Origin of the sequence: Sphingopyxis sp. (assembly GCF_050725655.1) — a bacterium.
In the GTDB taxonomy this organism is placed as follows: domain Bacteria; phylum Pseudomonadota; class Alphaproteobacteria; order Sphingomonadales; family Sphingomonadaceae; genus Sphingopyxis.
In genome coordinates, this window is sequence record NZ_JBOHHT010000058.1 from 29976 (window position 1) to 56724 (window position 26749).

At 64.9% G+C, this 26749-nt stretch carries 31 protein-coding genes; 14 read left to right on the forward strand and 17 right to left on the reverse strand.

The features are described from left to right. Positions 1 to 5: 5 nt before the first annotated feature. On the forward strand, positions 6 to 788 hold the full coding sequence (locus ACREBX_RS08120; protein WP_431561248.1) for a tetratricopeptide repeat protein: 783 nt from the start codon (positions 6 to 8) through the stop codon (positions 786 to 788). A gap of 72 nt (positions 789 to 860) precedes the next feature. Here ACREBX_RS08120 and ACREBX_RS08125 read toward each other — a convergent pair whose 3' ends face one another. The 6 genes from ACREBX_RS08125 to hisG form a co-directional block, all read right to left on the reverse strand. Beyond that, the gene (locus tag ACREBX_RS08125; RefSeq protein WP_431561249.1) at positions 861 to 2972 is read right to left on the reverse strand and encodes a sodium-translocating pyrophosphatase; all 2112 of its coding nucleotides are present in this window, start codon (positions 2970 to 2972) and stop codon (positions 861 to 863) included. Between the two features lie 182 nt (positions 2973 to 3154). Then, the gene (gene thiL, locus ACREBX_RS08130; RefSeq protein ID WP_431561250.1) at positions 3155 to 4087 is read right to left on the reverse strand and encodes a thiamine-phosphate kinase; all 933 of its coding nucleotides are present in this window, start codon (positions 4085 to 4087) and stop codon (positions 3155 to 3157) included. Between the two features lie 229 nt (positions 4088 to 4316). Beyond that, the gene (gene nusB, locus ACREBX_RS08135; RefSeq protein ID WP_431561251.1) at positions 4317 to 4766 is read right to left on the reverse strand and encodes a transcription antitermination factor NusB; all 450 of its coding nucleotides are present in this window, start codon (positions 4764 to 4766) and stop codon (positions 4317 to 4319) included. Further along, positions 4763 to 5290 carry a DUF1993 domain-containing protein gene (locus ACREBX_RS08140; RefSeq protein WP_431561252.1) on the reverse strand — a complete coding sequence of 176 codons (528 nt, stop codon included), beginning with the start codon at positions 5288 to 5290 and terminating at the stop codon, positions 4763 to 4765. Before ACREBX_RS08140 ends, nusB begins: the two co-directional genes overlap by 4 nt. Before the next feature lie 13 nt (positions 5291 to 5303). After that, entirely contained in the window at positions 5304 to 6599 is a 1296-nt protein-coding gene (hisD, locus tag ACREBX_RS08145) for a histidinol dehydrogenase (RefSeq protein WP_431561253.1), read from the reverse strand. After that, complete coding sequence (gene hisG, locus ACREBX_RS08150; protein ID WP_431561254.1) at positions 6586 to 7248, reverse strand: ATP phosphoribosyltransferase; 663 nt, start codon at positions 7246 to 7248, stop codon at positions 6586 to 6588. The genes hisD and hisG overlap by 14 nt, the downstream gene beginning before the upstream one ends. A 39-nt stretch (positions 7249 to 7287) precedes the next feature. On the opposite strand from hisG, the gene ACREBX_RS08155 reads away from it, so the two are divergent. After that, on the forward strand, positions 7288 to 8364 hold the full coding sequence (locus tag ACREBX_RS08155) for a DUF2332 domain-containing protein (RefSeq protein WP_431561255.1): 1077 nt from the start codon (positions 7288 to 7290) through the stop codon (positions 8362 to 8364). 12 nt (positions 8365 to 8376) lie between these two features. Here the strand turns inward: ACREBX_RS08155 and ACREBX_RS08160 are convergent, their stop codons facing one another. Both ACREBX_RS08160 and ACREBX_RS08165 read right to left on the reverse strand, forming a co-directional pair. Continuing rightward, the gene (locus ACREBX_RS08160) at positions 8377 to 8820 is read right to left on the reverse strand and encodes a DUF1465 family protein (RefSeq protein WP_431561285.1); all 444 of its coding nucleotides are present in this window, start codon (positions 8818 to 8820) and stop codon (positions 8377 to 8379) included. A gap of 258 nt (positions 8821 to 9078) precedes the next feature. Further along, positions 9079 to 9276 (reverse strand): DUF465 domain-containing protein, encoded by a 198-nt coding sequence (locus tag ACREBX_RS08165; protein ID WP_431561256.1) that lies wholly within the window; start codon positions 9274 to 9276, stop codon positions 9079 to 9081. A gap of 123 nt (positions 9277 to 9399) precedes the next feature. Here ACREBX_RS08165 and ACREBX_RS08170 point away from each other — a divergent pair, with 123 nt between their 5' ends. Beyond that, positions 9400 to 9558: a DUF465 domain-containing protein gene (locus ACREBX_RS08170; RefSeq protein ID WP_431561257.1), complete on the forward strand. Its 159-nt coding sequence runs from the start codon at positions 9400 to 9402 to the stop codon at positions 9556 to 9558. 45 nt (positions 9559 to 9603) lie between these two features. On the opposite strand, the gene ACREBX_RS08175 is transcribed toward ACREBX_RS08170, so the two are convergent. The 4 genes from ACREBX_RS08175 to ACREBX_RS08190 form a co-directional block, all read right to left on the reverse strand. Next, positions 9604 to 9969: a PilZ domain-containing protein gene (locus ACREBX_RS08175; protein WP_431561258.1), complete on the reverse strand. Its 366-nt coding sequence runs from the start codon at positions 9967 to 9969 to the stop codon at positions 9604 to 9606. Positions 9970 to 10078: 109 nt separating this feature from the next. Beyond that, positions 10079 to 10540 (reverse strand): RNA polymerase-binding protein DksA, encoded by a 462-nt coding sequence (dksA, locus tag ACREBX_RS08180; protein ID WP_431561259.1) that lies wholly within the window; start codon positions 10538 to 10540, stop codon positions 10079 to 10081. 64 nt (positions 10541 to 10604) lie between these two features. After that, positions 10605 to 11198, reverse strand: a complete 594-nt coding sequence (locus tag ACREBX_RS08185; RefSeq protein WP_431561260.1) for a hypothetical protein — start codon at positions 11196 to 11198, stop codon at positions 10605 to 10607. Positions 11199 to 11258: 60 nt separating this feature from the next. Further along, complete coding sequence (locus tag ACREBX_RS08190; RefSeq protein ID WP_431561261.1) at positions 11259 to 12086, reverse strand: hypothetical protein; 828 nt, start codon at positions 12084 to 12086, stop codon at positions 11259 to 11261. A 154-nt stretch (positions 12087 to 12240) separates the two neighbouring features. On the opposite strand from ACREBX_RS08190, the gene ACREBX_RS08195 reads away from it, so the two are divergent. The 6 genes from ACREBX_RS08195 (at position 12241) to ACREBX_RS08220 (ending at position 16989) form a co-directional block, all read left to right on the forward strand. Further along, entirely contained in the window at positions 12241 to 12582 is a 342-nt protein-coding gene (locus tag ACREBX_RS08195) for an ArsR/SmtB family transcription factor (RefSeq protein WP_431561262.1), read from the forward strand. Further along, entirely contained in the window at positions 12579 to 13046 is a 468-nt protein-coding gene (locus ACREBX_RS08200) for an SRPBCC family protein (protein WP_431561263.1), read from the forward strand. Before ACREBX_RS08195 ends, ACREBX_RS08200 begins: the two co-directional genes overlap by 4 nt. 43 nt (positions 13047 to 13089) lie before the next feature. Next, on the forward strand, positions 13090 to 14370 hold the full coding sequence (gene serS, locus ACREBX_RS08205) for a serine--tRNA ligase (RefSeq protein ID WP_431561264.1): 1281 nt from the start codon (positions 13090 to 13092) through the stop codon (positions 14368 to 14370). Positions 14371 to 14474: 104 nt separating this feature from the next. Further along, positions 14475 to 15239, forward strand: coding sequence for a 5'/3'-nucleotidase SurE (gene surE / locus ACREBX_RS08210; RefSeq protein WP_431561265.1), 765 nt, complete (start codon positions 14475 to 14477; stop codon positions 15237 to 15239). 89 nt (positions 15240 to 15328) lie between these two features. Then, positions 15329 to 15925 carry a murein hydrolase activator EnvC family protein gene (locus ACREBX_RS08215; RefSeq protein WP_431561266.1) on the forward strand — a complete coding sequence of 199 codons (597 nt, stop codon included), beginning with the start codon at positions 15329 to 15331 and terminating at the stop codon, positions 15923 to 15925. Further along, positions 15922 to 16989, forward strand: a complete 1068-nt coding sequence (locus tag ACREBX_RS08220; RefSeq protein WP_431561267.1) for a potassium channel family protein — start codon at positions 15922 to 15924, stop codon at positions 16987 to 16989. The genes ACREBX_RS08215 and ACREBX_RS08220 overlap by 4 nt, the downstream gene beginning before the upstream one ends. Here the strand turns inward: ACREBX_RS08220 and ACREBX_RS08225 are convergent. Next, complete coding sequence (locus ACREBX_RS08225; RefSeq protein WP_431561268.1) at positions 16986 to 17312, reverse strand: DUF423 domain-containing protein; 327 nt, start codon at positions 17310 to 17312, stop codon at positions 16986 to 16988. The genes ACREBX_RS08220 and ACREBX_RS08225 overlap by 4 nt on opposite strands. Positions 17313 to 17377: 65 nt before the next feature. Here ACREBX_RS08225 and ACREBX_RS08230 point away from each other — a divergent pair, with 65 nt between their 5' ends. The 4 genes from ACREBX_RS08230 (at position 17378) to ACREBX_RS08245 (ending at position 22112) form a co-directional block, all read left to right on the forward strand. Continuing rightward, entirely contained in the window at positions 17378 to 18082 is a 705-nt protein-coding gene (locus ACREBX_RS08230; protein ID WP_431561269.1) for an esterase/lipase family protein, read from the forward strand. A gap of 71 nt (positions 18083 to 18153) precedes the next feature. Beyond that, positions 18154 to 19539, forward strand: a complete 1386-nt coding sequence (rimO, locus tag ACREBX_RS08235; RefSeq protein ID WP_431561270.1) for a 30S ribosomal protein S12 methylthiotransferase RimO — start codon at positions 18154 to 18156, stop codon at positions 19537 to 19539. Positions 19540 to 19628: 89 nt separating this feature from the next. After that, the gene (locus tag ACREBX_RS08240) at positions 19629 to 20105 is read left to right on the forward strand and encodes a SecDF P1 head subdomain-containing protein (RefSeq protein ID WP_431561271.1); all 477 of its coding nucleotides are present in this window, start codon (positions 19629 to 19631) and stop codon (positions 20103 to 20105) included. Positions 20106 to 20633: 528 nt separating this feature from the next. Then, on the forward strand, positions 20634 to 22112 hold the full coding sequence (locus ACREBX_RS08245; RefSeq protein ID WP_431561272.1) for a DUF4403 family protein: 1479 nt from the start codon (positions 20634 to 20636) through the stop codon (positions 22110 to 22112). Positions 22113 to 22116: 4 nt separating this feature from the next. Here ACREBX_RS08245 and ACREBX_RS08250 read toward each other — a convergent pair whose 3' ends face one another. The 3 genes from ACREBX_RS08250 to ACREBX_RS08260 all read right to left on the reverse strand — a co-directional run bounded on the left by ACREBX_RS08250 (position 22117) and on the right by ACREBX_RS08260 (position 24800). Beyond that, on the reverse strand, positions 22117 to 22578 hold the full coding sequence (locus tag ACREBX_RS08250; RefSeq protein WP_431561273.1) for a DUF1579 domain-containing protein: 462 nt from the start codon (positions 22576 to 22578) through the stop codon (positions 22117 to 22119). A 68-nt stretch (positions 22579 to 22646) separates the two neighbouring features. Next, positions 22647 to 23660, reverse strand: coding sequence for an inorganic phosphate transporter (locus ACREBX_RS08255; RefSeq protein ID WP_431561274.1), 1014 nt, complete (start codon positions 23658 to 23660; stop codon positions 22647 to 22649). A 15-nt stretch (positions 23661 to 23675) separates the two neighbouring features. Next, on the reverse strand, positions 23676 to 24800 hold the full coding sequence (locus ACREBX_RS08260) for a DUF47 family protein (protein ID WP_431561275.1): 1125 nt from the start codon (positions 24798 to 24800) through the stop codon (positions 23676 to 23678). Between the two features lie 202 nt (positions 24801 to 25002). Here ACREBX_RS08260 and ACREBX_RS08265 point away from each other — a divergent pair, with 202 nt between their 5' ends. After that, a complete protein-coding gene (locus ACREBX_RS08265; protein ID WP_431561276.1) occupies positions 25003 to 26541 on the forward strand; it encodes a flavin-containing monooxygenase in 1539 nt (512 codons plus the stop codon). Between the two features lie 3 nt (positions 26542 to 26544). On the opposite strand, the gene ACREBX_RS08270 is transcribed toward ACREBX_RS08265, so the two are convergent. Continuing rightward, complete coding sequence (locus ACREBX_RS08270) at positions 26545 to 26727, reverse strand: DUF3008 family protein (RefSeq protein ID WP_431561277.1); 183 nt, start codon at positions 26725 to 26727, stop codon at positions 26545 to 26547. Positions 26728 to 26749 lie beyond the last annotated feature (22 nt).

The window sequence follows — 26749 nt, forward strand, 5'->3', positions numbered from 1 at the left end:
ACAATATGGCATACGGGCGGATCGTCTTGTCAGCAGCATCGATGCTCGCTTTCACAGGCTGGGCGCAACCAGGCTGGGCGCAGGCGGAAGCCACGCCGCGCTCGGAACTCGGACAGGCGGGAGCCGAGGCTGAAGAGGCGGGCGACCCTGCCGGCGCCGCTAAGCTTTACCGGCAGGCATGCGGCATGGATGACGGCGCGGCCTGCGCCTTGCTCGGTTCGAAATACACGCGCGAGGGGGGCGGCGTGGAACCCGATATGAACCGGGCGCTCGAATATTTCCGGCGCGGCTGCGACCTCGGCAACGCCGCCGCGTGCGATGCCGTGGAACAAGTCGAGGCATTTCTGGCTTCAGCGACGGAGGCCGACGGTGCAGCGGCGGAGGCCGACAGTGCGGCCGCAGCGGTTGCGGCGGCCGAGGCGGCAGCGGAGCCCGAACCCGATCCGTCCGACCCGGCTCCCGTCACCTTCGAAGCCATGCGGCAGGGTTGCGACGATGGCGCCGCGATCGACTGCCTGACGCTCGGCCATATGTACCGCGACGGCAATGGCGCGCCGCAGGACGCCGCACGCGCCATCGCGATGTACCGGACGGCCTGCGACATCAGCAAAAGCGACGACCCCTATGGCAGCTACGCCTGTCACTTCGCAGCGGCGGCGTATGAAAGCGGCGACGGGCTGCCGCAGGATCTGGCTCGCGCGCTCCAGCTCTATGAAAAATCGTGCAAGGCGGGCAATGACGACAGTTGTTCGCAAGCCACCGTCGTGAGGCTGGCGACCGGGTCGTAGAACCTGATGACCGAATGAAAAAGCCCCGCCGGATCGCTCCGGCGGGGCTTTCTTTGCCCAAGAGTGGCAGATTTAACCGTGCGCCAGCGCCGCGAGGAGCAGGATCGCCACGATATTGGTGATCTTGATCATCGGGTTGACCGCCGGACCCGCGGTATCCTTGTACGGATCGCCCACGGTGTCGCCGGTCACCGCGGCCTTATGGGCCTCGCTGCCCTTGCCGCCGTGGTTGCCGTCCTCGATATATTTCTTGGCATTGTCCCATGCGCCGCCGCCCGAGGTCATCGAGATGGCGACGAACAGCCCGCTGACGATGACGCCGAGCAGAAGCGCGCCGAGCGCCTCAAGCGCCGCGGCCGGACCCGCAACCGCACGGATCACGAAGAACACGACGATCGGCGCCAGCACCGGCAATAGCGACGGGATGATCATTTCCTTGATCGCCGCCTTGGTGACGAGGTCGACCGTGCGCGCATAGTCGGGCTTGCTCTCATAAGTCATGATGCCCGGGTTGTTCTTGAACTGGTCGCGAACATCCTTGACGACCTCGCCCGCCGCGCGGCCGACCGCAGTCATGCCGAACGCCCCGAACAGGTACGGCAGCAACGCGCCGAGCAACAGCCCGACGATGACGTAAGGCGACGACAGCGAGAAAGTCAGCGGTTCGGTCAGGCCGAGCTTGGCCGAATATTCGGTGATGTCGGCCGTATAAGTACCGAATAGCACCAGCGCCGCCAAACCCGCGGACCCGATGGCATAGCCTTTGGTCACCGCCTTGGTCGTGTTGCCCACGGCGTCGAGCAGGTCGGTCTTTTCGCGAACCGAATCGTCGAGGCCCGCCATTTCGGCGATGCCGCCGGCGTTGTCGGTGACGGGGCCATAAGCGTCGAGCGCGACGACCATGCCGGCGAGTGCCAGCATCGCAGTGGCCGCAAAGGCGATGCCGACGATACCGGCGATCTGGTGCGAGGCAATGATGCCGACGCAGATAACGAGCGTGGGCAGCGCGGTCGATTCAAGGCTGATCGCCAGACCCTGGATGACGTTGGTGCCGTGGCCCGTTTCCGAAGCCTTGGCGATCGAGCGCACCGGGCGATAATTGGTGCCCGTGTAATATTCGGTGATCCAGATGATCAGGCCGGTGATGATCAGTCCGAGCAGCGAGCAATAGAAAAGGTCGCTGCCGTTGAACGTCTGGCCCGTAACGTCGGTCGTCATGTCACCCTTGAAGATGTAGCTGGTCGAGAACCAGATCGCCGGGATCGAGAGGACCGCAGTGACGAGGAAGCCCTTGTACATCGCGCCCATGACATTCTTGCCGCTGCCGAGACGGACAAAGTAAGTACCGATGATCGAGGTGATGATGCAGACGCCGCCCATCAACAGCGGCAGGCTCATCAACGGAACGAGCATGTCGCCCGCGCCCTTCAAGAGCAGCGCCATCAGCACCATCGTTGCGCCAACCGTGACGACATAGGTTTCGAACAGATCGGCTGCCATGCCGGCGCAATCGCCGACATTGTCGCCGACGTTATCGGCAATCACTGCGGGGTTGCGTGGATCATCCTCGGGAATTCCGGCCTCGACCTTACCGACGAGGTCGGCGCCGACGTCGGCGGCCTTGGTGAAGATGCCGCCGCCAAGACGCGCGAAGATCGAGATCAGCGAGGCTCCGAAAGCGAGCGCGACGAGCGCGTCGACGACGGTGCGATCCTCACCGCCAACGGTGAAGCCCCCGGGGCCGGTCAGATACCAGAAGAAGACCGAGATCGCGAGCAAGGCAAGGCCCGCCACGAGCATGCCGGTGATCGCGCCGGCACGGAATGCCATGGTCAGGCCCGCCTGCAGCCCGGTCTGCGCCGCGGCCGCGGTGCGGACGTTGGCTTTCACCGAGATATTCATGCCGACGAAGCCGGCGACGCCTGACAGGATGGCGCCGATCAGGAAGCCTGTGGCCGAAACCTCGCCAAGAAACCACCAGACGAGAATGGCGACAACGACGCCGACGATGGCGATGGTACGATATTGGCGGCCGAGATAGGCTTTGGCGCCTTCCTGAATGGCGGCGGCGATTTCCTGCATCTTTTCATTACCGGCGGAGGCGCTGAGCACCTGCCGCGAGGTAATGAACCCATAGAGCACGGCCACAAGGCCGCACGCTATCGCGATCAAAACCGGATTCATGCGTGACTATTCCTTCCCGTTGAGAAGGGCGACGCAGAAGATAGCAGTCGAGCACGTCCGACTTGTTGATGCCGGTTCGCTCTCTCCCCTGATGCGACCGCCCCAAATTTGGACGCCGATTTATGGGAAGAAAGAAAGCCAAGGGCAAGCCCGGTTATTCCGCGCTTTTCCGTGTTTTCGCGTCAGTGCATGAAACCAAGCCGCTCGGGCGGCGCAATCCGCTGCGCCCGGTGCGTCAGCGTGATTCCCTCGCCGACCCCCGCATGACCGAGGGGCGTGACGGCGACATTCAGCCCGGCCGCGATCTCGCGGATCGCCGCGGCGGCCGAAGGGTCGGCAGTGAACAGCAACTGATAATCGTCGCCCGCGGTCGCCGCCGCGAGCCGCGTGTCGAGCACGTCGGGGCGCACCGCGAGCAGCGCAGCCGCCAGCGGCACCGATTCCAGCATGATGCCAAGCTGGCATCCGCTCGCTTCGGCCATGCGCTGCGCGTCGATCAGCAGGCCGTCGGACACGTCCATCATCGCATGGACGTGCGGCGCCACCGCCTGCCCGAAGGCGAGTTGAGGCTCGGGACGGCAATAGGCGGCGAGGCAGGTCTCGTTCGGATCCACCTGCCCCAACCGCATCGCGAGGCCAAGCCCCGCACTGCCGATCGTGCCGGTGACCCAGACCTGGTCGCCGGGCTTTACTCCGCTCCGCGCGGGTGCGCCGGTCGCAGGCGCCTTGCCGATCGCGGTGAGCCCGAATGTGCGCGGGGCACCGGCGGGAATGCCGACCGTATCGCCCCCGAGCAACGGCACTTCATACCGGCGCAGCACATCGCCCAGACCGCGCACGAAGGCCGCGTCCCAAAATTCGTCGCCGGTCAGGCTGTACCCGACAAGCACGCCGAGCGGCGCCGCGCCCTTCGCCGCCAGATCGGAGAGGTTCACCGCGACGAGCTTCCACGCGACATCCTGCGGCCGTTCGTCGGGAAGGAAATGAACGCCCTCGACGATCATGTCGTGGGTGAGGACGAGCCCGTCCAGCACCGCGGCGTCGTCGGCCAGCCCGCGCGCGGCGGGATCGGTCGCGATGGCACGCAGACGGGCGATGAAATCGGCTTCGCTCATACGAAGAGCGTAGGACATACCAGAGCGGTATAAAAGATACCGTCGATCCTCCCTGTCGCGCAGCGATGGGGAGGTGGCAGCGCCCTTCGACTGCCTTGCAGGCGCTCAGGATAAACTGCGCCAAAGGCGCAGCGCTGACGGAGGGGCCGATGGCGCGCCGGTGCAGCCCCTCCACCATCCGCTACGCGGACGGTCCCCCTCCCCATGGCTTCGCCCAGGGAGAAATCAGTTACTTCGCCCGCACATCCTTGCCGATCGCATCGAGCAGGCCGTTGGCAAAGCCCGCCTCGCGCGCGTCGAAAAATGCCTTCGCGACATCGACATATTCGCTGACCACCGCGCCGACGGGCACATCGCCGCGCGCCATCAGCTCGTAAGAGCCCGCACGCAGGATCGCCTTCATCGTGCGGTCGAGCCGCTCCATCGACCAGCCGCTGGCGAGCCGCCCGACGATCGCTGCGTCGATCTCTTCGAGGCGCGCCAGCGTGCCCTTCACGATGTCGTCGAAAAAGGCGGTGTCGGCGGCGGCATATTCCTCGTCCTCGATCGTCGCGCCGATCCGGTGCTGATGGAATTCGTGGATCAGCTTGGCCACGGGCGTGGCCTCCATCTCATGCTGATAGAGCGCCTGGACCGCAGCGAGACGGGCGGCCGAGCGGGACTGGGTGCGCTTGTTCATGCGACGGCCTTTGTGCGCAGCGCGCCCATGAAATCGCGCTTGCCCAAGGGAACGCCCTTCCAGCGCAGGATGTCGTACGCGGTGGTGGCGTGGAAATAGAAATTCGGCTGCGAAAAGGTCAGCAGGAAGCATTCGGCGGTGAAATCGAGCGAATGTTCGCCAAAGACGAACTTCATATCCTGCCCGACGAAGCCGTCGATCTCGGCCGGATCGATCGCGCGGAGCGCCTCGCTGGCATTATCGATCTTGGCGAAGAGGTCGGCGAAATTATCGGGAAAGGGGCCGGTGTCGGGCGAATAGCTGCCCTTGCGAACCCCCTCGATCGCGCCGAGCGAATGCTCGGCGGCCGATTTCACCTGATAGGAAAAGGGCAGCATATCGTCCGCCAGCCGGGCCTTGATGATCTCTTTCGCATCAAGACCTTTTTCGGCGCAATATTTTTCGGCGCTGGTCAGCAGGTTACGAACCGAACCCAAGATCTGGATTTGCGAGGGAATGACGGCGTCGTGGAGCGAAATGGTCATGGGGGGTTCCTGTCTATGAGTTGAGACGGTTGGCGACCGATGCCGCGTGCGCGGGCAAACCTTCGGCCCGTGCAAGCGCGACGGCCGCCGGGCCGATCGCGGCGAGGCTCGCGTCGTCGAGCGCGAGGAAGCTGGTGCGCTTCATGAAGTCGGTCACCGACAGCCCGCTCGAAAAGCGCGCGCGGCGGCCGGTCGGCAGCACATGGTTGGGACCCGCGACATAATCGCCGATCGCTTCGGGGGTCTGGCGGCCGAGGAAGACCGAGCCCGCATGGCGCACCTTGGCAAACAGCGCATCGGCCTCGGCAGAATCGACCGCGAGTTCGAGATGCTCGGGGGCGAGCCGGTCGCAGAGCGGGATCGCGTCGGCGAGGGTCGGCACGATAATGACAGCGCCGTTAGCGTCCCAGCTTTCGCGCATCGTTGCCGCGGTGCCGAGCGTCGGGATGATCGCATCGACCGCTTCCGCCACGGCGTCGGCGAAATCAGCATCGTCGGTGAAGAGGATCGACTGGCTCGTCGGGTCATGCTCGGCCTGGCTGAGCAGGTCGGCGGCGATGACATGCGGCTCATTCTTCGCGTCGGCGACAACGACGATCTCGCTCGGCCCCGCGACCATGTCGATGCCGACGACGCCATAGACCTGCCGCTTCGCCTCGGCGACCCACGCGTTGCCCGGGCCGGTGACGACATCGACCGGCGCGATCCTGTCGGTGCCATAGGCGAGCGCTGCGACCGCCTGCGCACCACCGATGCGCCATATCTCGTCGACCCCGCCAATATGCGCGGCCGCCATCACCACGGGGTTGGTCTCGCCGCCCGGCGTCGGGGTCATCATCACGATGCGCTCGACTCCGGCAACCTTCGCCGGAAGGATGTTCATCAAGACCGACGAGGGATAGGCGGCGCGGCCGCCGGGGACGTAGACCCCCGCCGCATCGACCGCATTCCACCGCGCGCCGAGCCGTGCGCCCGTGCTGTCGCGATAGTCGCGATCCTCGGGACGCTGCGCGGCGTGATAAGCGCGGATGCGGTCGGCCGCGAGGTTCAGCGCATCGCGGAGATCGGGCGCCAATGCTTCATAAGCCGCAGCGCATTCCTCCTTCGAGATGCTCCAGCCGCTCGTGTCGAGATCGAAGCGGTCGAATTTCGCGGTGTAATCGGCGAGCGCGGTGTCGCCCTCGGCCTTCACCCGTGCGATGATCGCGGCGACGTCGGCCGACACATCGGATGTGCTCTCGCGCCGATCGTTGACCAGCGCGTCGAACTCGGCGGCGAAGCCGGGTTCGGAAGCATCAAGCCGCCGCATCGCCCTGCCCTACAGCCTGACGGAAGCGCTCGACCAGCGCCGGCACTTCGGCCGAGCGCAGCTTGAACGCCGCGCGGTTGACGATCAGCCGCGCCGAAACCTCGCTGATGATCTTCTGTTCGGCGAGCGCGTTCTCGACCAGCGTGCGGCCGGTCGAAACCAGATCGACGATGTGCGATGCGAGCCCCAGCTTCGGCGCGATTTCCATCGCACCGTTCAGCTTGATGCATTCGGCCTGGATGCCCTGCGCCTCGAACCAGCGGCGCGTCGTCGCGGGATATTTGGTCGCGACGCGAATATGGCTTTCACCGAGCCCCGGCGGCGCGCTGCCCTCCGGCCCGGCGAGCGAGAGGCGGCAGTGGCCGATTCCGAGGTCCACCGGCGCGTAAAGTTCGCTGTAAGCATACTCGTCGACGACATCCGACCCAACGATGCCGAGCTGCGCCGCGCCATGCGCGACGAAGGTCGCGACGTCGAACGCGCGCACGCGGATCAGCGAGATGTGCGGCTGGTTCGTCCCGAATACTAACGCTCTGCTTTTCTTATCGAAAAACTCAGCCGAAGGCTCTATGCCAACCCGCGCAAGCAGGGGCAGCGCCTCGTCGAGGATGCGCCCCTTCGGGATGGCAAAGATGATCGGTTCGGGCATAAGCTTGCGCGCCCATAAGCGGCGAGAGGAAAAAGGGCAATGAGCGAGCGCTACGACTTCATCGACATGGCCGAGACGGGCCCGAAGACCGTCCGCACCGCCTTTACCAACCAGGTCGCCTATTGCCGCGCCAACGATGCGCGCGTCACCGCCCGCGTCGTCGCCGCGCTGGGCGCATTGCTCGACAAGCCGGCGAGCGAATTCGCGCGCCGCATCGCCGGCTGGCAGGGCCCCCCGCTCGCCGATGCACTGCCGCTGCGCGCCGCCGGCGGCATCCACGCGCTCCACCTGTCGGGAACCGCGCACGAACTCGCGCCGATCTATGCCGATTCCGAGGACATCAACGACGCCACGATCATCGCCGGCGTCGTCGCGCGGCACGAGGCGACGCTGCTCCCCTGGCTCGACGGCCCCCCGCAAACCAACGAGGCGGGGCGCTCGTCCAATTTTATCGCGGCGATGCTCTGGCTCGCCGACCACGGCCTGCCGCGCTTCGACTGCCTCGAAATCGGATCGAGCGGCGGGATCAACTTGATGATCGACCGCTATCATTACGACCTCGGCGGCGTGCATGTCGGGCCAAAGCCGGGCGCAATGGCGTTCGCCCCCGAATGGCGCGGCAACCATCCGCCACAGCATCCGATCGAGTTCGTCGGCCTCAAAGGCTGCGACGTCGCCCCCGTCGACCTGACCGATCCCGTACAAGCGCTGCGGCTGAAAGCCTATATCTGGCCCGAGCATCATATCCGCTTCGCGCGCATCGAGGCGGCGATCGCCGCCGCGACCGAGGAGCCGCCGCAACTGATCCGCGCGAACGCCGCCGATTTCGTCGAGGCCGAACTCGCGCGCGCGCAGGCCGCGGGGACGACGCGCGTGCTGATCCATTCGATCGTCTGGCAATATGTCCCCGCCGACCAGCAGGCGCGCGTGACCGCCGCGATGGAGGAAGCCGGCAAGCGCGCGACCGCCGAGCGGCCGCTCGCGTGGGTGGCGCTCGAGGCGAACCGGACGGTGCATCATCATGAACTGGTCGTGCGCTATTGGCCGGGCGGCGAAGCGCCGAGGAAAATCGCCCACGCGCACGCGCACGGCGCGTGGGTCGAGTGGCTCGGCTAACGCTCTTCTTCGTCAGAGCCGCGCTTCGAGCCGTGCCAGCAATTGCTGCACCGGCGTCACCGCCGGCGCTTCCCAGCCCGCCTCCAGCATCGCGATCCGCTCGAATAGTCGCTCGCTCGCCGAAACAATCCGGCGCACCGACACATCGAAGCTCGCGCATATGGCCCAGTCGGCCGCGACCGCTTCGCCGATCCGCGCCGCGCTGTCGTTCGGCCCCGCCCCCGGGTCGCCCGCGAACATCGCGCGGCGGTGGAGCAGCCACGCGATGACATGCATCAACCGCGTCGTCGTCTTCAGCGATTCGCACGCGAGCCCGATCTGCGCCGCCGCATCGCCGCCGGCACGCCCCAGGTTGCGCTGCGCCGCAAAGGCGGCGTGCGCCTCGTCGGCGAGCAGCATCGCCTCGACATAGAGATTTTCGACCTGTGCGCGTTGCACCGGCACATCGATTGCCATCACGTTCGCTCGCCCACCGACCATGACGCGGGGGATGCCATGCCCGCTATCGGGTCCGCAACGTCGGTAACCATGAAATTACGAACGCAAGCCGTCCCGTTTTGATTCAAGCGACCAGGATCGGCTGACATTTGGTTCAGGGCGAGTCGAAAATGGTGATTTTTCGTGACCCGGAGCGCAGCGTACTTCAGTACGTGAGCACCGGAAGCACGGGAAATCGCCATTTGCAGGCCGGCATGGGTCGAATGTCGGCCGATCCTAGGCGATGATGTCGGGAAGCAGCTGGTCCGCGCACCAGGAGATCTCGTCGCGCAGGCGCAGCTTGCGTTTTTTCAGGCGTGCGAGCTGCAGCTGGTCGGGAACCGCCGCGATGCCAAGCGCGATGATCGCGGCATCGAGGTCGCGATGCTCGATGCGAAGCAGTTCCAGGCGCTGGGTAATTTCCTCGGGGCTCACATCGCCTCCCTGCCACGTTCACCACTGGTCCGCAACGGGGACCGCCCCACCGAATCGTCACGACATCGGGGTGGTTTCGTGATTTAATTCGTCCCGCCCATCGAGTCGAAAAGGAGAATGCCAATGAGCACGTCGCACCTTTCCACCTTGAAGTCCCGCCACGCGGACCTCGATGCGAAACTTGCGAATGAAGAGCGCCGCCCCGCCCCCGATACCGGAGTGGTCGCGCAGCTCAAGAAGCAGAAACTGAAACTGAAGGAAGAGATGCTCGCGGTCGGCTGACCGCCGGCGCTATCGCCCCGCTGATGCCACCCTGTGAAGGACGCATCAGCGCCGGCGGTAGAGGGGCCCTTTCTCGAGGCCCGTGCGCCGAAGATGCGGCGGCAAATCGGACTGCGAAACCACCTGACGACGGACAGCCTGCGGATCGACCTGACGGTCGAACGCAATGCCGAACTTGCCCTCGCCTACCCAGATCACGCGGCCCGCGACCGGGCCGACATTGCGCAGGTCGACCTCGACCGCCGCGCCCTGCGCGACCTTGACGTTCGCCTCGGCCAGCATGCCGCCGGGTGACAGGTTGCGCACGCGCACACTGACGGGGTCCGGGCTGCCGGGCAGGATCAGGACGGCCTGCATGAACAGGCTGTCGCGATCGGCGCCGCGCGACAGCGCCGCGACTTCCTCGTCCACCGATCTGGGTCCTAGTGAATCCATTGCGCCCCGTTCCTCTTGAGATTGAGGAGCGGAATCTAGGGCCGGGTCATTGCGGAATCGTAAATGGGACCGGGATCCTCACCGACTAATCTTCGCGTGAAATCCGTTCGTTGCGCTCGTGGCGCTCCTGCGCCTCCAGCGTCATCGTCGCGATCGGGCGCGCCTGCAGGCGCGCAAGCGAGATCGGCTCGCCGGTGACCGCGCAATAGCCATATTCGCCTTCGTCGATGCGGCGGATCGCCGAATCGATCTTGGCGATCAGCTTGCGCTGGCGATCGCGGGTGCGAAGTTCGATCGCCCAGTCGGTTTCGCTCGACGCGCGGTCGGCCAGGTCGGGTTCGCGCAGCGGGCCGTCCTGAAGATGCGCCAGCGTCGATTCGGATTCGGACAGGATCGACTTTTTCCAGGCGAGGAGCAGGCCGCGGAAATAATCCCGCTGCCGCTCATTCATAAACTCTTCGTCGTCGCCGGGGACGTAGTCCGAATCGAGATTGGATTTGGCTTCGCGAAGCGCGTCAGCGCCAACGTCGGCAATCTTGGTCGGCATGAGGGGCTCTCGCGTCCTTTCCTGTCACCTTACGAACCGTCAAACGGCTCGGGGAGTGGCGCGCCTATACCCAGCCGCTGGCGACGATACAAGCGCCTAAGCTGCCGATAGCGACGCGCCGTGAAGCGGCGATGAACCGGCGAAGCGACAGCAGCGATTCTATAGGCTTGATGGTGACGGGCGAGAGAGGTTCCCGAAGCGGCGATTTAGGGCCGAAGGTTAACCAATTGCATAGAATTGCTGCATAATGCGTTCTGTTTTGGGACAGATACCGGGATTTTTGTTGATTCCGCGTGCCAATTCCCGCTCTCGGACAGGCAAACGCGGTTAACACAATTGCCGCGTTCACAAAGCTTTGGCCTTTTGAGTTATAGCGAAGGGTGACGGGGGGTGCCGGTCGATGGCGCTTCGCACCTGCAACGGGAAAGAAAGAAAAGCCTATGTCTGTCCGAATGGCCCTTGCCAAGCTTTGCGCCTGCACCTGCGGCGGGGCGATCATCGGTAGCGGCGCAATGCAGATCGCGGACGTTCCAAAGGCACGCGCCCAGACGGTCCAGTCCTGCTCGCCGTGCGTCGGCAAGAAGGTCGTGCGCAAGCGCCACGCAGCGCGCAAGCCTGTGAAGCGCGTGCGCCGCGTCGTCACGACGAAGCGCATCATTCGCACCATCACCCCGCAGACGCAGGTCGTGACGCAGACGATCCCGCTGCCCCCCATCCCTTACGCGCCCTTCCCGCGCGGCGGCTTTGAAGGCGGCAGCAGCGGCGGCGGCGTGACCGTCATCGGCGGCGGCTTTGGCGGCGGTTTCGGCGGCGGCTTCTTTGGCGGTTTCTTCGGCGGCAGCAGCGGCGGCGGTGGCAGCAGCGGCAGCATCGTCGTCACCTCGACGACCACGGGCGGCCTCAGCACGACTTCCAGCACCTCATCGGGCGTCTCGACCTCAACGGGTGGCGTGTCGACCTCCACGGGCGGGGTGTCGACCTCGACCGGCGGTGTCTCGACGTCCACCGGCGGCGTATCGACGTCGACGGGCGGCGTATCGACCTCGACTGGAAGCGTCAGCACCTCGACCTCGTCGGGCAATGTTTCGACCTCTTCGGGCAACGTCAGCACCTCGTCTTCGAGCAGCAGCTCGTCGTCGAGTTCGTCTTCCTCCTCGTCGTCGTCGAGCTCATCCTCGTCGGGCGGCAGCTCGTCGAAGGGCAGCTCGGGTTGGGGCGGGTCGTCACACGGCAGTTCGTCACACGGCAGTTCGGGCAGCTCGGGCGGTTCCAGCAGCTCGTCTTCCTCGTCGAGCAGCAGCACCTCCAGCGGCGCGACCTCGTCGGGTGCGACCGGCAGCACCAGCAGCTTCGGTTCGACCGGCAGCACGAGTTCGTCTTCCTCGTCGAGCAGCAGCTCGTCTTCGAGTTCGTCGAGTTCGGGCAGCAGCAGCAGCCATGGCAGTTCGTCGGGCGATCCGACCCCTGTTCCTGCGCCGCCAATGATGCTATTGTTCGGCGCTGCAGCCGCTGCGCTCGTCGCGCGTCGCCGTGCGGCCAACCGCAACGACAATGACGCCAACGCGGCTTAAGAAATCCACTGGCGGTTTGGGGGGCTAACCCGAACCTCAGAAACTAAGGGCTGCTCCTCGGGGCGGCCCTTTTTTCTGCCCGGTGAGAATTAGTTTGCCGATCGGGAAACTGTTATTATAGTTCGCCATATGGTGAACCAACAAGCCGCGCTCGATTCGCTCTTCCACGCGCTCGCCGACCCGACGCGCCGCGCGGTCGTCAGCCGCCTGCTCAAAGGCGCCGCGCCGGTAAAGCAGCTGTCCGAACCGTTCGAAATGGGCCTCCCCGCCTTCCTGAAGCATCTAGCGGTGCTCGAGGCATCGGGACTGATCCACACCGAAAAGCACGGCCGCGTCCGCACCTGCCGCGTCGATGCCGAGCGCCTCGCGGCGGCGGAAGGCTGGCTCAGCGAACAGCGCGCCATCTGGCAGGGCCGCACCGACCGGCTCGCCGACTTCGTCGAATCGCAACATCCCCCGGAGAAAATATGATGACCAACGACACGACCCTCACCATCTCCCGCCTGATCTCCGCGCCTCCCTCGGCGGTTTGGAACGCGTGGAGCGTGCCGGAGAATCTCGCAAAATGGTGGATCCCGGCGCCGATCGAATGTCAGGTCGTCACGCTCGACCTGCGCCCGGGCGGCGGCTTCGTGACGCGGATGCGCGAAGCGGGTGCCGCCGATTTCCAGCCGCATGTCGACGGCTGTTTTCTGGAAGCCATCCCCGAAAAGAAGCTCGTCTTCACCACCGTCCTCACCGAAGGCTGGCAGCCCGCCGAACCGTGGCTCGCAATGACCGCGATCCTGACCTTCGAAGCGAGGGACGGCGGGACCCTCTATTCGGCGCGCGTCCTGCACAAGACGGCCGAGGACAGCGCCAAGCATGAGGAAATGGGTTTCCACGAAGGCTGGGGCACAGCGATCGGCCAGCTCGCGGACCTAATCGAACGCTAAGACGGGCTTGCACCGCCCGCGCCGCAACGCCATAGCGCGGCGCATGCACGATATCCGCCTGATCCGGGAAAACCCGCAAGCATTCGACGACGGCCTCGCGCGCCGCGGTCTCGAACCCCTGTCCGCCCAGATCGTGGCGGCGGACGCGTCGCTGCGCGCGTTGCAGACGGAGATCCAGGGTTCGCTCGCGCGCCGCAACGAGGCATCGAAGCTGATCGGCCAGGCGATGGCCAATGGCGACAAGGACAAGGCCGAAGCGCTGAAGGCCGAGGTCGCCGACCTCAAGACCGCGCTCCCCGCGAAGGAAGACGCCGAGCGCGATCAGCTTGCCGCGTTGCAGAACATCCTCGCCGCAATCCCGAACATTCCGCTCGCCGACGTCCCCGCGGGCGAGGACGAGGCAGGCAATGTCGAGATTGCACGCTGGGGGGCGCCGCGGACGTTCGATTTCACGCCGCAGGAACATGCCGATTTCGCCCCCGCACTCGGCCTCGATTTCGAGACCGCGGCGAAAATGTCGGGCGCGCGCTTCGCCTTCCTGAAAGGTCAGATGGCACGGCTCGAACGGGCGATCGGCCAGTTCATGATCGACAAGCAAACCAATGAAGCGGGCTACACCGAATGCGCGACCCCGCTGATGGTCCGCGACGAGGCCGCCTATGGCACGACGCAGCTCCCCAAGTTCCGCGAGGATCTGTTCCAGACCACCGACGGCCGCTGGCTGATCTCGACCTCCGAGATGAGCCTGACCAACGCGGTGCGCGAAGAGATTTTGCCCGAGGCCGACCTGCCGATCCGCATGACCGCGCTCACTCCCTGCTTCCGGTCCGAAGCCGGGTCGGCCGGGCGCGATACGCGGGGCTATATCCGCCAGCACCAGTTCTGGAAGGTCGAGCTTGTCTCGATCGTCCGGCCCGAAGACTCGGGCGCCGAACTCGAACGCAAGACGCGCGCGGCCGAGGCGATCCTCAAGGCATTGGAACTGCCGTACCGCAAGATGCTGCTGTGCAGCGGCGACATGGGCTTTTCAGCGCGCAAGACCTATGACCTCGAAGTATGGCTGCCGGGGCAAGACAGCTACCGCGAGATTTCGAGCTGCTCGAACTGCGGCGACTTCCAGGCACGCCGCATGAACGCCCGCTTCCGCCGCGACGGCGCAAAGAGCAACGAGTTCGTCCATACGCTCAACGGCTCGGGTTTGGCTGTCGGGCGAACGTTGGTCGCGATCCTCGAAAATTATCAGCAGGCGGATGGAAGCGTCACCATTCCGGCGGCGCTGTTGCCGTACATGGGTGGCATCACGGAACTGACGCCCGTCACCTAACACCATCGTCACCCCGGACTTGATCCGGGGCCTGCCTTCTTGAAGAAAAAAGGCGGGTGCCGTGTCAAGCCCGGCATGACGAAACAGAAACGGAAAGACAGAAAGTGCGCATCCTCCTCACCAACGACGACGGCTACCACGCCCCCGGCATGGCGGTGCTCGAAGCGATCGCGCGCGAACTTTCGGACGACATCTGGGTCTGTGCCCCCGCCGAGGAACAATCGGGCGCCGGCCACTCGCTCACCCTCTCGCGCCCGGTGCGCATCCGCCAGCATGAAGAGCGCCGCTGGTCGTGCAGCGGCACCCCGACCGATTCGGTGATGATGGCGATCGGCAAGCTGATGCCCGACAAGCCCGACCTGATCCTGTCGGGCGTCAATCGCGGCGCAAACCTCGGCGACGATGTCACTTACTCGGGCACCGTTTCGGCGGCGATCGAGGGCGCGCTCGCGGGCATTCCGTCGATCGCGCTCAGCCAGGTTTACGCCAGGGAAGGCATGGGCGACAGCGTCCCCTTCGAAGCGGCTGCGACGTGGGGCGCGAAGGTGCTGCGTCCGTTGCTCGCGATGGAGATGACGCCGCGCACGCTGATCAACGTCAATTTCCCCGCGATCCCCGCCGAAGACGTGCAAGGCATCCGCGTCACCCGCCAGGGCTTCCACGACTATGGCCGCGGTTCGATCGTCGAGGGCACCGACCCGCGCGGTTATCGCTATTACTGGTTCGGGCTCCACGGCATCGAACATAGCCTCGGCCACGACAGCGACCTGGAGGCGATCGATGACAATTATATCTCGGTCACCCCGCTCCAGCTCGACCTGACGCATGATGCCTCGCTGGCAGCGCTGCGCGGAGCCTACGGCGGCTGATCCGCCGAAGCCAAAACCATTCGTCATCCCCGCGAAAGCGGGGACCCAGCAGCAACGTCGGACTGGGTTCCCGCGTTCGCGGGAATATATTGCGTGTCGGCCAGCGGCTGCGCCTGCCCTCCAACGCACGCGCCATTCCGCGCGGTCCCGTCGATGTCGGCGCGCGCGCCGCCGCTTTCCACCTCGACATCGATGACATTCTGACGGGCAGCCAGCCCGCGCTCGCCGAAGCGGCCCGCCCGACCATGGGCACCGCCACACCGCGCCAGCCGGTTACGACCGCGATCGCAGACCCCGCTTATTTCGCCGGCCGCTTCGAGTGGCCACTCAACGGGCCGATCCTCGCGCGCTTCGGTCCGCTCGCATCGGGCAAGCTCAGCGACGGGATCAACATCGCCGCCGCCGCGGGCACCCCGATCCGCGCGACCGCGGGCGGCATCGTCGCCTATGCCGGCGACCAGATCGGCGTCTATGGCGGGCTGATCCTGATCAACCATGGCGGCGGCTGGGTCAGTGCCTATGGCCACGCCGGCCGCATCGACGTCAAGCGCGGCCAATCCGTCAAAATGGGCGACGTCATCGGCCGCGCTGGGGCGACTGGACAGGTCCAGACGTCGCAACTCCATTTCCAGTTGCGCAAAAATCGCATACCCGTCGATCCGATGAAGCAATTGCCGCCCCGATGAGCAAACGTCCCGGCTCGAAGCCGAAGCTGCAGCACCGCTTTCAGCCGCTCAAACGCGCGAGCAAATGGCCGATCTGGGCCGATGTCATCACGCGGCTCGGCGTTGCCTTCTTCCTGATCGGCATCGTCGTGCTCGTCCACTGGATCGATCGCGCGGGATTGAAGGACAGCCACGACGGCCAGATCAGCTTTCTCGACGTCGTCTATTTCACGATGATCTCGGTCACCACGACGGGCTTCGGCGACATCGCCCCGGTCTCCGATCGCTCGCGGCTGATCGAGGCGGTGATCGTCACCCCGATCCGCATTGCAGTGCTCTTCATTTTCGTCGGCACTGCCTATAATTTCGTCCTCAAACGCACATGGGAAAAATGGCGCATGGCCCGCATCCAGGCAAAGCTCTCCGACCATATCGTCGTCCTCGGCTATGGCATCAGCGGCAGCGAAGCGGTCAAAGAACTGATCGCGCGCGGCACCGATCCGGCGTGCATCGTCGTGATCGACCAGTCGGCCTCGCGGATCGCGGAGGCGGAGGCGGCGGGCTGTAACGTGCTGCAGGGTGACGCCTCGAACGACGACACGTTGATCGACGTCCACATCGCGCGGGCGCAGTCGGTACTGGTGTCGGCCGGGCGCGACGACACATCGATTCTCATGGTCCTCACCGTCCGCCACCTTTCGCCAAAAGTGCCGATCAGCGTCGTCATCCGCGCGCAGGACAATGAACTGCTCGCGCGGCAGGCGGGGGCGAACAATGTCATCAACCCGGTCAGCTTCACCGGGCTGCTGCTCGCAGGGTCGGCGCAAGGCGCGCATGTCGCCGATTATATGGCCGACCTCGCCAGCATCGGCGGCCGCGTCCAGCTGCGCGAACGTGCCGTCAGCGGCGAAGAGGTCGGTCGCAGCATCGACCAGCTCGCGAGCGGCGGGCGCGGCCTGCGCATCTATCGCGCCGGCAAGCCCTATGGCTTCTGGGAGCCCGAAGCCCAGCGCCTCGAACATGGCGACCAGGTTGTCGAAGTCGTCCGCTGCGAAGAATGCGAGGCGAGCGTTGCGGGCGGCTAGCCCCGCCAGTAAAGCCAGCCGGCCCAAAGCCAGCCAACAATCAGCGGCGTGCCGCCGATCGGCGTCACCGCGCCCAGCCACCGCGGCCCGCCAAACGCCATCGCATAGAGGGTGAGCGAAAAGATCGCGGCACCGACCAGCAGCATGATCGCGGGGCCGCGCGCGACGCCCAAGATCGCAAGCGCCGCGACCGCGTGGATCAGCTGGTACAGTCCGCCGGTGCGCAGCCACTCGGCCTCCTGCTGGCCCGCCGCGCCATGCGCCCCGAACGCGCCCGCCGCTACCGCAATCGCCGCCGAAATCGCCGCAAATACGCCAATCATGCTTCACCACCCTTGCAATTCCGTGCCGATGCGGCGAGCTATAGGAGGACAGGAGGGAGAAGGCGATGCCCCGCGACACACCGCTTCCCGAGGGACTGAAACCGCCGAGCCGCTGGGCGACGCTCGGCGAGTTCGCGCTGCCGTTCGACATGCTGCGCTACGGCCTCGGCGGTTATCACCTCATCGGCGCCCCGCGCGGCGACGGCCGCCCCGTCGCCCTCCTCCCCGGATATGGCGCGAGCGAGCTGTCGATGCGCCCGCTCGAGGCATATCTCCGCCACCTCGGCTATCATGTCCGCGACTGGGGCATGGGCCGCAACCAGGGCCGCGTCGCCGCCGACGTCGAACGCTTCGCCGCTCAAGCCGCCGAATGGGTGAAGGCCGACGGCGCCCCGCTCACCCTGATCGGCTGGAGCCTCGGCGGCGTCATCGCCCGCGAAACCGCGCGCGCATACCCGCGGCTCGTCCGCGAAATCATCACGATGGGCACGCCCATCATTGGCGGCCCCAAATATACCGCGCTCGCGCAGCGCTTCGCCGGCCGCGACTTCGACGCGATCGAGCGCGAGATCCACGCGCGCAATCTGAAAGGGCTAACCCAGCCATTGACCGTCATTTACTCCGACCGCGACGGCATCGTCGGCCCCGACATCGCGGTCGACATCTACAACAGACAGGCGCGGAACATCAAAGTCGACAGCACCCACCTGGGACTCGGCATCAATCCAAGGGTCTGGCGGGTGGTGGCGGATACACTCACCGGGAAATAATAAGGCACAGAAGAACTATACGCGGCCCCACGTGACAAACGCCGAAAAATCCCCTATGCGCCCCGCCAATCATGGCAACGAAAACCCTCCCCTCCCAGCCGAAGGTCGGCATGGTCTCGCTCGGCTGTCCCAAAGCTTTGGTCGACAGCGAACGGATTCTCACCAAGCTCCGCGCCGACGGCTATGGCCTGTCGCCCGACTATGCTGGCGCCGACGTCGTGCTCGTCAACACCTGCGGCTTCCTCGACTCGGCGAAGGAAGAAAGCCTCGAGGCGATCGGCGAAGCGATGGCCGAGAATGGCCGCGTCATCGTCACCGGCTGCATGGGCAATGAAGCCGACGTCATCCGCGCCCGCTTCCCCAATGTCCTCGCGGTCACCGGTGCGCATCAGTACGAACAGGTCGTCGACGCCGTCCACGACGCCGCGCCGCCGACGCAAGGCCCGTTCATCGACCTGGTGCCCGAGGGCGGGCTGAAACTCACCCCGCGCCACTACAGCTATCTGAAGATTTCGGAAGGCTGCAACCACAGCTGCTCCTTCTGCATCATCCCCGATCTGCGCGGCAAACTCGTCAGCCGCCGCATCGACGCGGTGCTGCGCGAGGCCGAAAAGCTCGTCGCCGCGGGGACCAAAGAACTGCTGGTCATCAGCCAGGACACCTCGGCTTACGGCGTCGACACCCGCCACGACCCGCGCCAGTGGAAGGGCCGCGAAGTCCGCGCCCACATGACCGACCTCGCGCGCGAACTCGGCCAGCTCCAGACCAGCGAAGGCCGCGCCCCGTGGGTCCGCCTCCACTATGTCTACCCCTACCCGCACGTCGATGCGGTCATCCCGCTGATGGCCGAGGGGCTGCTCACGCCCTATCTCGACATCCCCTTCCAGCACGCGAGCCCCAGCGTCCTCAAGCGCATGAAGCGCCCCGCGAACGAGGCGAAGGTGCTCGAACGCCTGAAAAACTGGCGCGCCATCGCCCCCGACATCGCGATCCGATCGAGCTTCGTCGTCGGCTTCCCCGGCGAGACCGAGGCCGATTTCCAGTATCTCCTCGACTGGCTCGACGAAGCCCAGCTCGACCGCGTCGGCGCCTTCCGCTTCGAGCCCGTCGCGGGTGCGCAGGCGAACGCGCTCGACGACCAGGTCCCCGAAGAGCTCAAGGAAGAGCGCTACCAGCGCATCATGGACAAGACCGCCGCGATCAGCGCCGCCAAACTCGAAGCCAAGATCGGCCGCACGATGCCCGTCATCATCGACGAAGTCGGCGAAGCCGACCCCAATGATCCGGAATGGGACGGCAGCATCGGCGCGACGGGCCGGTCACAGGCGGATGCGCCGGAGATCGACGGTCATGTCTATCTGCGCGACGTCGCGGCGACTTTGAAATCGGGCGACATCGTCGATGTCGAGATCGAAGACGCTGACGAGCATGATCTGTTCGGGGTTGTCGCTGCGTAAGGGACCCTACCTATCCCGCAGACTGGCGCTGCTCGGCTGGTTAGTCCACAATGCACATGTGATTCCATCACAACAGAAACGGACAAGCGATGATGTTCCTTTTCCGATCGGCCCTGATACTTGCTCTGTCGTTGGCAGGCACACAGGCGCCGGGCGCCGAACCGTCGCTCTCGGCCCCGGCGACGGGGGACGAACCGCAAACCACAGACCGTTGCAGCACCGACAACCCGGCCCCCGAGTGCGGTCCGGGCATCTGGATCGGTTCGCTCTCAATTTGCGGGCCAGCCTCGGTCGAATCGCGACTGTCGCAAGATGAATGGAGCGGCCTTCCGGTCCTGACCATCGATCTTGATGCGCGGTTGGGAACTGCGTTGGCAGAATTGACGACCAGCCTGGTAGGCAAGCCCTTGCCCCTGCGCTTTAACGGCACGACCCTGATTGAACCCATCGTCAATGAGCCGATCACTGGCGGGAGCTTGATGATTTCGGGGCCAGGTCTGGAGGAGATGAAAGCGCTCCAGACGGCGCTGCGCCAATGCAAGAAAAGCGACGACACCGAAGCATAATGCGCCGCCTTCGGGCGCCCCAAAAAACGCTGTCCTACAAAATATCGCCGCATTAGCCTCTGCCCATGCTGGGCATTGCCACTCTTTCAGATCATGACACGCCTCTCGCGCGGCGTTTGCGTGATATTCCGCTTAACGCGACAAAGGAGGCATTTTCGCCCTGCAAGTGCGTAGCTTTTGTCGCTTTAGGCCCCGACGCCTGGACCAACATGTGTGAGCAAAGACGATTCAGAGTGAAGTTACGCAGTTTTCCGCCCTTTCCGAAACCGCCAGCCTTCCCTGTTTTCGCTATCTCGGACTGTCCTGTACCCCTGCGAAGGCAGGGGTCCATCTCCGGTGGGTGCCATATAGAGCCGGCCGGAGATGGATCCCTGCCTTCGCAGGGACACCGAAGCGGCATCCGCACGAAATGCGATTTCAGTGTGAAGTTGGGCAGATTTCCGCCGTTTCCCGCCGCACCCTTCGACGCAAGGAACGCCTTAACCCAAGCACCGTTATAATCAGCAGACACCGCATCAGGGGCACCGCATGCGTCTCGTTCGACTGATCATCGCCGCATCCTTGCTGGCCGCGACCTCGACCGGCTGCGACCGCCAAGCCAAGGTCGAAGCGCCGCCGCGCGCCACCGACAAGGCGCCCTCCCCGACGCAGAAATCACTGATCGCGGTGCCGATCAACGCCAACACCGCGTCGCTCAAGCGGGCGCTCGAACGCGCGGTGCCCAAGACGCTGTGGACGATCAACCAGCGCGAGGCCGCCTGCGTCCAGCCGCAGCGGGTGAAAGTCTTCGGCAAGAAGGTCAAGGTCACGCCGCCGATCGCCTGCACGATCGTCGGCCAGGTGACGCGCGGGCCGCTGCGGCTACGCGGCGAAGGGAGCGAGATCGTCGTCGACGTGCCGCTGCGGGCAACGATCGCCGCGCGCGACGTCGGCGGGGTGCTGAAGGGCGAGACCGCGACCGGCGCCGCGATGGCGCATGCGCGCGTCCGGATCGAGCTCACACCCGACTGGCGCACGCAGGGCAAGGCACGCATCACCTATGGCTGGACCAAGGCGCCGGGCATCGATTTCCTTGGGCGGCGTATCACCTTCACCGATCAGGCCGACGCGAAGCTGAAACCCGTCGTGGTCGGGGTCGAGCGCGAGGTGAACCGCGAGATCGCCAAGATCGACATCCGCAAGCAGGCGGCCGACGTGTGGCGACAGAGCTTCACATCGCTCGAACTCAACCGCGAGAATCCGCCGGTGTGGATGCGCGTGACACCGCAGCGCATCCTCTACGGCGGCTACCGGGTCGAGGGGCAGCGCTTGAACCTCAATCTGGGGCTCGAGGCGATCACCGAAACCTTCGTCTCGCGGCGGCCCGCCGACCCGGCGCCCACCCCGTTGCCACGGTTGGTCCGCGAAGCCCCCAAACCGCATCTCGACGTGCGCGTGCCCGTGATCGCCGATTATGCGCAGCTGCAGCCTGTCGTCGACCGCGCACTCGCCAAACGGTCGGCGCGCCCCTTCGTCCTCCCCAAGCTCGGGGCGATGATGGTCAAATTCGGCAAATCGACCATCTATGGGGCGGAGGGCGGCCGCATCGCGGTGGGAGTCGACGTCGATGCCAAACTAAAGATACGAAGCGGCGAGCCGACGCGCGGACGCATCTGGATGACCGCTACCCCGGTCAACAAGCCGGGATCGGCCGAGGTTCATTTCACCGACCTCGTTATCAACGGCGACACCGACGGGGTCGGCGGCGACCTGCTCATCCTCCTCGGTCGCAGCGAGGGTTTCGCGCCGCTGATCGCCGACGCGTTGACGCAGAATTTCACGAACGATCTCGGCAAGCTGCAAGGCAAGATCAAGCGCGCGGTCGACCAGCGGCGCGAGGGCGCCTTTGTCATCCGTACCCGTGTCGACCGCTTCGAAACCGGCGAGATCAAAGCCTATGGCAACGGCCTCTACCTGCCGGTGCGGATGGTCGGCGGGGCCAGCGTCGATTATCGCCCGGCGCGGTGATCGGTCAGCCGCGGGTAAAATCCATCGTCCAGTTCACTTCCCAGCTTTCACCGCCGTCCGCCGACATCGCCTGCTCCCAGCGCGGCGTCGTGGTGTCGGTGCGGCTCCAGATGAAGCGCAACCGGATCGGCCGCTCGCCGAGCATGTCGTCGGCATAGAAGTGGCCAATGCCATCCTCGAACCGGCCGATAACCGGGACGTCGAGCGCATGCGGGCTGCGCGCATCGAGCCACCAGATAGCCCAGCTGCCTTGCGCCCGGTCATAGGATCGCAGCGCGATCGCCCGATAGGTTCCGCCGGGAATATGAAGGACATTGTCCTCGATATTGCCCTCGCCGCCCAGGATTGGCCGCATGTCGGAGGTCCCGTCGAATTCTTCCCAATCGTCGCAACCGACGAGCCGCTCTTTCAGGCGGCGATGCTTCACCTGCCAGCTGCCAATCTGGAAATCGAAATCACCGGCCATCGTGTGCGCCCCTCTTCACCGAGAGAGCGTTCTTATTACGTTCTCATTCGAACGCAACCCCGCCCGGTTCAGAACAGGCGGGTGATCGCATAGAAGACCGCCGCCACCGCCGCGCTCGCCGGGATGGTGATGAACCACGCCGCGACGACATTGCCCGCGACGCCCCAGCGCACCGCGCTGGCCCGGCGCGCGACGCCGGCGCCGATGATGCTGCCGGTGATCGTGTGCGTCGTCGACACCGGGATGCCGAGCAGGCTGGCGGTGAACACCATGATCGAGCCGCCGGTCGAGGCCGCGAAGCCCTGATGGTGCGACAGCTTGGTGATGCGGCCGCCCATCGTCTCGATGATCTTCCACCCACCCGACAGCGTGCCGAGCGCAATGGCAACATAACAGCTGAACGCCACCCAATGCGGGATATGGAATTCGCCGCCGAGATAGCCGGTCGAATAGAGAAGGACGGTGATGATCCCCATCGTCTTTTGCGCGTCGTTCAGACCGTGGCTGATCGAATAAGCGGCGGAGGACAGGAGGTGGAGGCGACGGAAGGTCTTCTCGGCGAAGCTGGCGGTCGACCGGCGGAGCGCCCAGCTGCTGACCAGCATCACCAGCATCGCCAGCATCATGCCGAGCAGCGGCGACAGGAAAATCGCGATCACCGTCTTGTTGAGCCCGGTCCATTCGATCCCCTCGAACCCCGCATGCGCGACGCCCGCGCCGACGATCCCGCCAACAAGCGCGTGGCTCGACGACGAGGGGATGCCCTTGAGCCAGGTCACGACGTTCCAGAACATCGCGCCGACCAGCGCGCCGAACACGACCGCGGGAGTCACCAGGTCCTTGTCGATGATCCCCTTGCCGATCGTTTCGGCAACCTTGTGCAGTTCGGGAAAGATGACCGACAGGAAGTAGGCGGCAAAGTTAAAGAAGGCGGCAAACAGCACCGCCTGCACCGGCCGCAGCAGCCGCGTCGCAACAACGGTCGCGATGCTGTTCGCGGCGTCGTGCAGACCGTTCAGAAAGTCGAACGCCAGCGCCAGGATGACGAGGCCGACGAGGAGCGGGAAAGCGAGTTCGTGCATGGTGGACGCCCCCGCTTATGCGTGGTCGATGACCAGGCCGTCGATCTCGTTCGCGACATCCTCGAAGCTGTCGGTGACGCGCTCGAGATGGCGGAAGAGTTCGCGCGTGATCAGGAAGCGGGTCGGGTTCGACTCGCCATGCTCGCGGAACAGGCGCTTGAGCCCGGCGGCATGAATCTCGTCGGCATGACCTTCCATCCGCACCAGCCGCTCGGTCAGCTCGTGAAGCCGCGGCCCGTTGGCGCCGATGTTGCGAAGCAGCGGCAACGCCTCTGCGGTCAGGCGCGCGGCATCGACGATGATGCCCGCGATGTCGCGCATCTCGGGTTCGAATTCGGTGACGTCATAGAGGTCGACCGCACCCGCGGTCTTCTGCATCTCGTCGATCGCATCGTCCATCGAGGCGATCAGGTCGGTGATCGCGCTGCGATCGAACGGCGTCAGGAAGGTACGGCGGACGGTCTGGAGCACTTCGCGGGTGATCGCGTCGGCGTCATGCTCGCGCTCGATGATTTCCTGGACATGGTCGGCCATGCCCTCGCCGCCCTGCAACATGCGCGACAAGGCATTCGCCCCGGCGACGAGCGTCGCGGCGTGGCTTTCGAACAATTCGAAGAAATTTCCCTGTCGCGGCAGCAAACGCTGAAACCATGCGAACATCCAGCTCACCCCTGTCTTGTCTGCTACATTTTCGACGACCCCGCGCGGCTGGGCGACGGCGCGGAAACCGCCATCGCCGAACGAGCGGATCAGCGCCTGCAAATCGGGTTCCTCAACCGCCGACGCGGCGTCGCGGAACGAAAACCATTTGCGGTCGCGTTCGTCCATTTCCTTCCAGTCTTCGAGCTCGTTCGTCACGGCGAGCGGGAAGACCTCGACATGATACATGATCGAAGCGCCATTGGCCCGGCGCTTCCTATATTCATAGCTACCGATCGGCGTCGGACAGACTGCACCGATCACCCCCGCCTCTTCCTCGGCCTCGACCGCTGCGGCGGCGTGGCGCGACATGCCAGTCAGCGGATTGCCCTTTGGGACGACCCAACGCTTCGTTTCGCGCGACGTGATCAGCAGGATTTCTGTCGGGCCGTCCTGCGCGGGACCCCCGAATCGATAGGGAAGGACAGCGATCTGGCGCAACGTGTTCAGTCCCTTTCATGGGGGTGGGCGGCAAGGGCCGACTACAAATGAGTTTCGCCTCTATGACGTATTTATGACAGCCACAAGCGAAGCTGCGCTCGCTAGCCGCACTTTCCGTAAACGTCAATTCGATTGCAAAATGAAACGTGGTGCGTAAGCTGCGTTCAAACAAATTTGGCAAACATAGCCGGGAGACAGGATAATGGCAGGTACGGCGACGATGGAACGCCCCGCGGACGCGAAAGCTGCACCGGTCGATCAGGATGTGCTGATCGTCGGCGCGGGGATTTCGGGCATCGGAATGGCCGTGCATTTGCAGATGAACTCTCCCGACCGCAGCTTCACCCTCGTCGAGCGCCGCGAACAGCTTGGCGGCACTTGGGATCTGTTCCGTTACCCCGGCATCCGTTCGGACAGCGACATGCACACGCTCGGCTTCGTCTTCGAACCGTGGAGGCATGAAAAATCGATCGCCGATGGCCCTTCGATCCTCGAATACCTCAATCATATCGTCGACGAACGCCATATCCGAGAGCGTATCCGCTTCGATAGCAAGGTCGTCGGCGCCGACTGGGACAGCACCGCCGCGCGCTGGACCGTGACGATGGAGGACAGCAAGGGCGCCAGGTCGACCACGACTGCGCGCTGGCTTTACCTCGGCTCGGGTTATTACGACTATGACGAACCCTTCGACGCGCAATTCGCGGGCCGCGAGGATTTCCAGGGCCAGATCATCCACCCACAATTCTGGCCCAAGGACCTCGACTACAAGGGCAAGAAAGTCGTCGTGATCGGATCGGGCGCGACCGCGGTCACTATCGTCCCGTCGCTGAAGGAGGCCGCCCATGTCACGATGCTCCAGCGCACGCCGACCTGGTATTTCATCCGGCCGGCCAAGGACGGGTTCGCCAACTTCCTCCGCAAATTCCTGCCCGAGCAGCTCGCATACAAGATCACCCGCTTCAAGAACGTCCGGCTGCAAGACATCGCCTTCCGCCGCGCGCGCGAGCAGCCCGAAAAGGTCAAGGAGTTCCTGACCAGGAAGCTGCAGGCGAGCCTTGGCGATCGGTACGACGCCAAAGCCTTTACCCCGCCCTATAACCCCTGGGACCAGCGGCTGTGCCTTGTCCCCGACGCCGATTTCTTCGAGGCGATGAAAGCCGACAAGGCGTCGATCGTAACCGATCATATCGAGAAATTCGACGCCACCGGCATCCAGCTCAAATCAGGTCAGCATCTCGACGCCGACATCATCGTCACTGCCACCGGCCTCAAACTCGCGGTTGCGGGCAAGATTCCGGTGCGCGTCGACGGCGCACCCGTCGATTGGCACGATCATTTCTATTATAAGGCGTGCATGTTCTCGAACGTGCCGAACTTCTCGGCGGTGTTCGGTTATCTCAACGCCAGCTGGACGCTGCGCGCCGACATCGTGTCCGAATATGTCTGCCGCGTGCTCAACCATATGCGCGACACGGGAACCACGGTCGCAACCCCGGCGCTCGCCGATCCGTCGAGCCTCGAAGAGGAAAATGTCTTCGACTTCTCGTCGGGCTATATCCAGCGGTCGCTGCACATCATGCCGAAGAGCACGGCCGCGCTACCCTGGCGGCTCAGCCAGAATTATGTCCAGGACCGGATCGACATGCGCACCGGCGCGATTGCCGACGGGGTACTGACCTTCTCCAACGCGCAAGCGACAGTGGCATCGGCACCGGCGGAGCTTGAAGCCGCGGAATAAACCCTAATCGGCGTGCTCGGGCTTGCCCTTGGTCGAGCCCTTGGCGAAATCTTCGAGCTGCTTTTCGGTCATACTCTCGGCCATCTGCTTCGATGCGCCTTTCAGTTTCGACTTGGGGGTATCGCCGCGCTTGGCGCTGAGTGCGGCTCCGGCGGCTTTTTGCTGGGCTTTCGATTTGGCTGGCATGGAACTTCTCCTTGCCCGCCCC

Bases quoted from the DNA above. Each gene is read 5' to 3' on its own strand.
- ACREBX_RS08120 (WP_431561248.1), top strand. From the start codon at position 6: ATGGCATACGGGCGGATCGTCTTGTCAGCAGCATCGATGCTCGCTTTC.
- ACREBX_RS08125 (WP_431561249.1), bottom strand. From the start codon at position 2,972: ATGAATCCGGTTTTGATCGCGATAGCGTGCGGCCTTGTGGCCGTGCTC.
- thiL (WP_431561250.1), bottom strand. From the start codon at position 4,087: ATGAGCGAAGCCGATTTCATCGCCCGTCTGCGTGCCATCGCGACCGAT.
- nusB (WP_431561251.1), bottom strand. From the start codon at position 4,766: ATGAACAAGCGCACCCAGTCCCGCTCGGCCGCCCGTCTCGCTGCGGTC.
- ACREBX_RS08140 (WP_431561252.1), bottom strand. From the start codon at position 5,290: ATGACCATTTCGCTCCACGACGCCGTCATTCCCTCGCAAATCCAGATC.
- hisD (WP_431561253.1), bottom strand. From the start codon at position 6,599: ATGCGGCGGCTTGATGCTTCCGAACCCGGCTTCGCCGCCGAGTTCGAC.
- hisG (WP_431561254.1), bottom strand. From the start codon at position 7,248: ATGCCCGAACCGATCATCTTTGCCATCCCGAAGGGGCGCATCCTCGAC.
- ACREBX_RS08155 (WP_431561255.1), top strand. From the start codon at position 7,288: ATGAGCGAGCGCTACGACTTCATCGACATGGCCGAGACGGGCCCGAAG.
- ACREBX_RS08160 (WP_431561285.1), bottom strand. From the start codon at position 8,820: ATGGCAATCGATGTGCCGGTGCAACGCGCACAGGTCGAAAATCTCTAT.
- ACREBX_RS08170 (WP_431561257.1), top strand. From the start codon at position 9,400: ATGAGCACGTCGCACCTTTCCACCTTGAAGTCCCGCCACGCGGACCTC.
- dksA (WP_431561259.1), bottom strand. From the start codon at position 10,540: ATGCCGACCAAGATTGCCGACGTTGGCGCTGACGCGCTTCGCGAAGCC.
- ACREBX_RS08185 (WP_431561260.1), bottom strand. From the start codon at position 11,198: ATGATGCGCTTCGTCGTGACGACGCGGCGCACGCGCTTCACAGGCTTG.
- ACREBX_RS08195 (WP_431561262.1), top strand. From the start codon at position 12,241: ATGGTGAACCAACAAGCCGCGCTCGATTCGCTCTTCCACGCGCTCGCC.
- ACREBX_RS08200 (WP_431561263.1), top strand. From the start codon at position 12,579: ATGATGACCAACGACACGACCCTCACCATCTCCCGCCTGATCTCCGCG.
- serS (WP_431561264.1), top strand. From the start codon at position 13,090: ATGCACGATATCCGCCTGATCCGGGAAAACCCGCAAGCATTCGACGAC.
- ACREBX_RS08220 (WP_431561267.1), top strand. From the start codon at position 15,922: ATGAGCAAACGTCCCGGCTCGAAGCCGAAGCTGCAGCACCGCTTTCAG.
- ACREBX_RS08225 (WP_431561268.1), bottom strand. From the start codon at position 17,312: ATGATTGGCGTATTTGCGGCGATTTCGGCGGCGATTGCGGTAGCGGCG.
- ACREBX_RS08230 (WP_431561269.1), top strand. From the start codon at position 17,378: ATGCCCCGCGACACACCGCTTCCCGAGGGACTGAAACCGCCGAGCCGC.
- rimO (WP_431561270.1), top strand. From the start codon at position 18,154: ATGGCAACGAAAACCCTCCCCTCCCAGCCGAAGGTCGGCATGGTCTCG.
- ACREBX_RS08240 (WP_431561271.1), top strand. From the start codon at position 19,629: ATGATGTTCCTTTTCCGATCGGCCCTGATACTTGCTCTGTCGTTGGCA.
- ACREBX_RS08245 (WP_431561272.1), top strand. From the start codon at position 20,634: ATGCGTCTCGTTCGACTGATCATCGCCGCATCCTTGCTGGCCGCGACC.
- ACREBX_RS08250 (WP_431561273.1), bottom strand. From the start codon at position 22,578: ATGGCCGGTGATTTCGATTTCCAGATTGGCAGCTGGCAGGTGAAGCAT.
- ACREBX_RS08255 (WP_431561274.1), bottom strand. From the start codon at position 23,660: ATGCACGAACTCGCTTTCCCGCTCCTCGTCGGCCTCGTCATCCTGGCG.
- ACREBX_RS08265 (WP_431561276.1), top strand. From the start codon at position 25,003: ATGGCAGGTACGGCGACGATGGAACGCCCCGCGGACGCGAAAGCTGCA.
- ACREBX_RS08270 (WP_431561277.1), bottom strand. From the start codon at position 26,727: ATGCCAGCCAAATCGAAAGCCCAGCAAAAAGCCGCCGGAGCCGCACTC.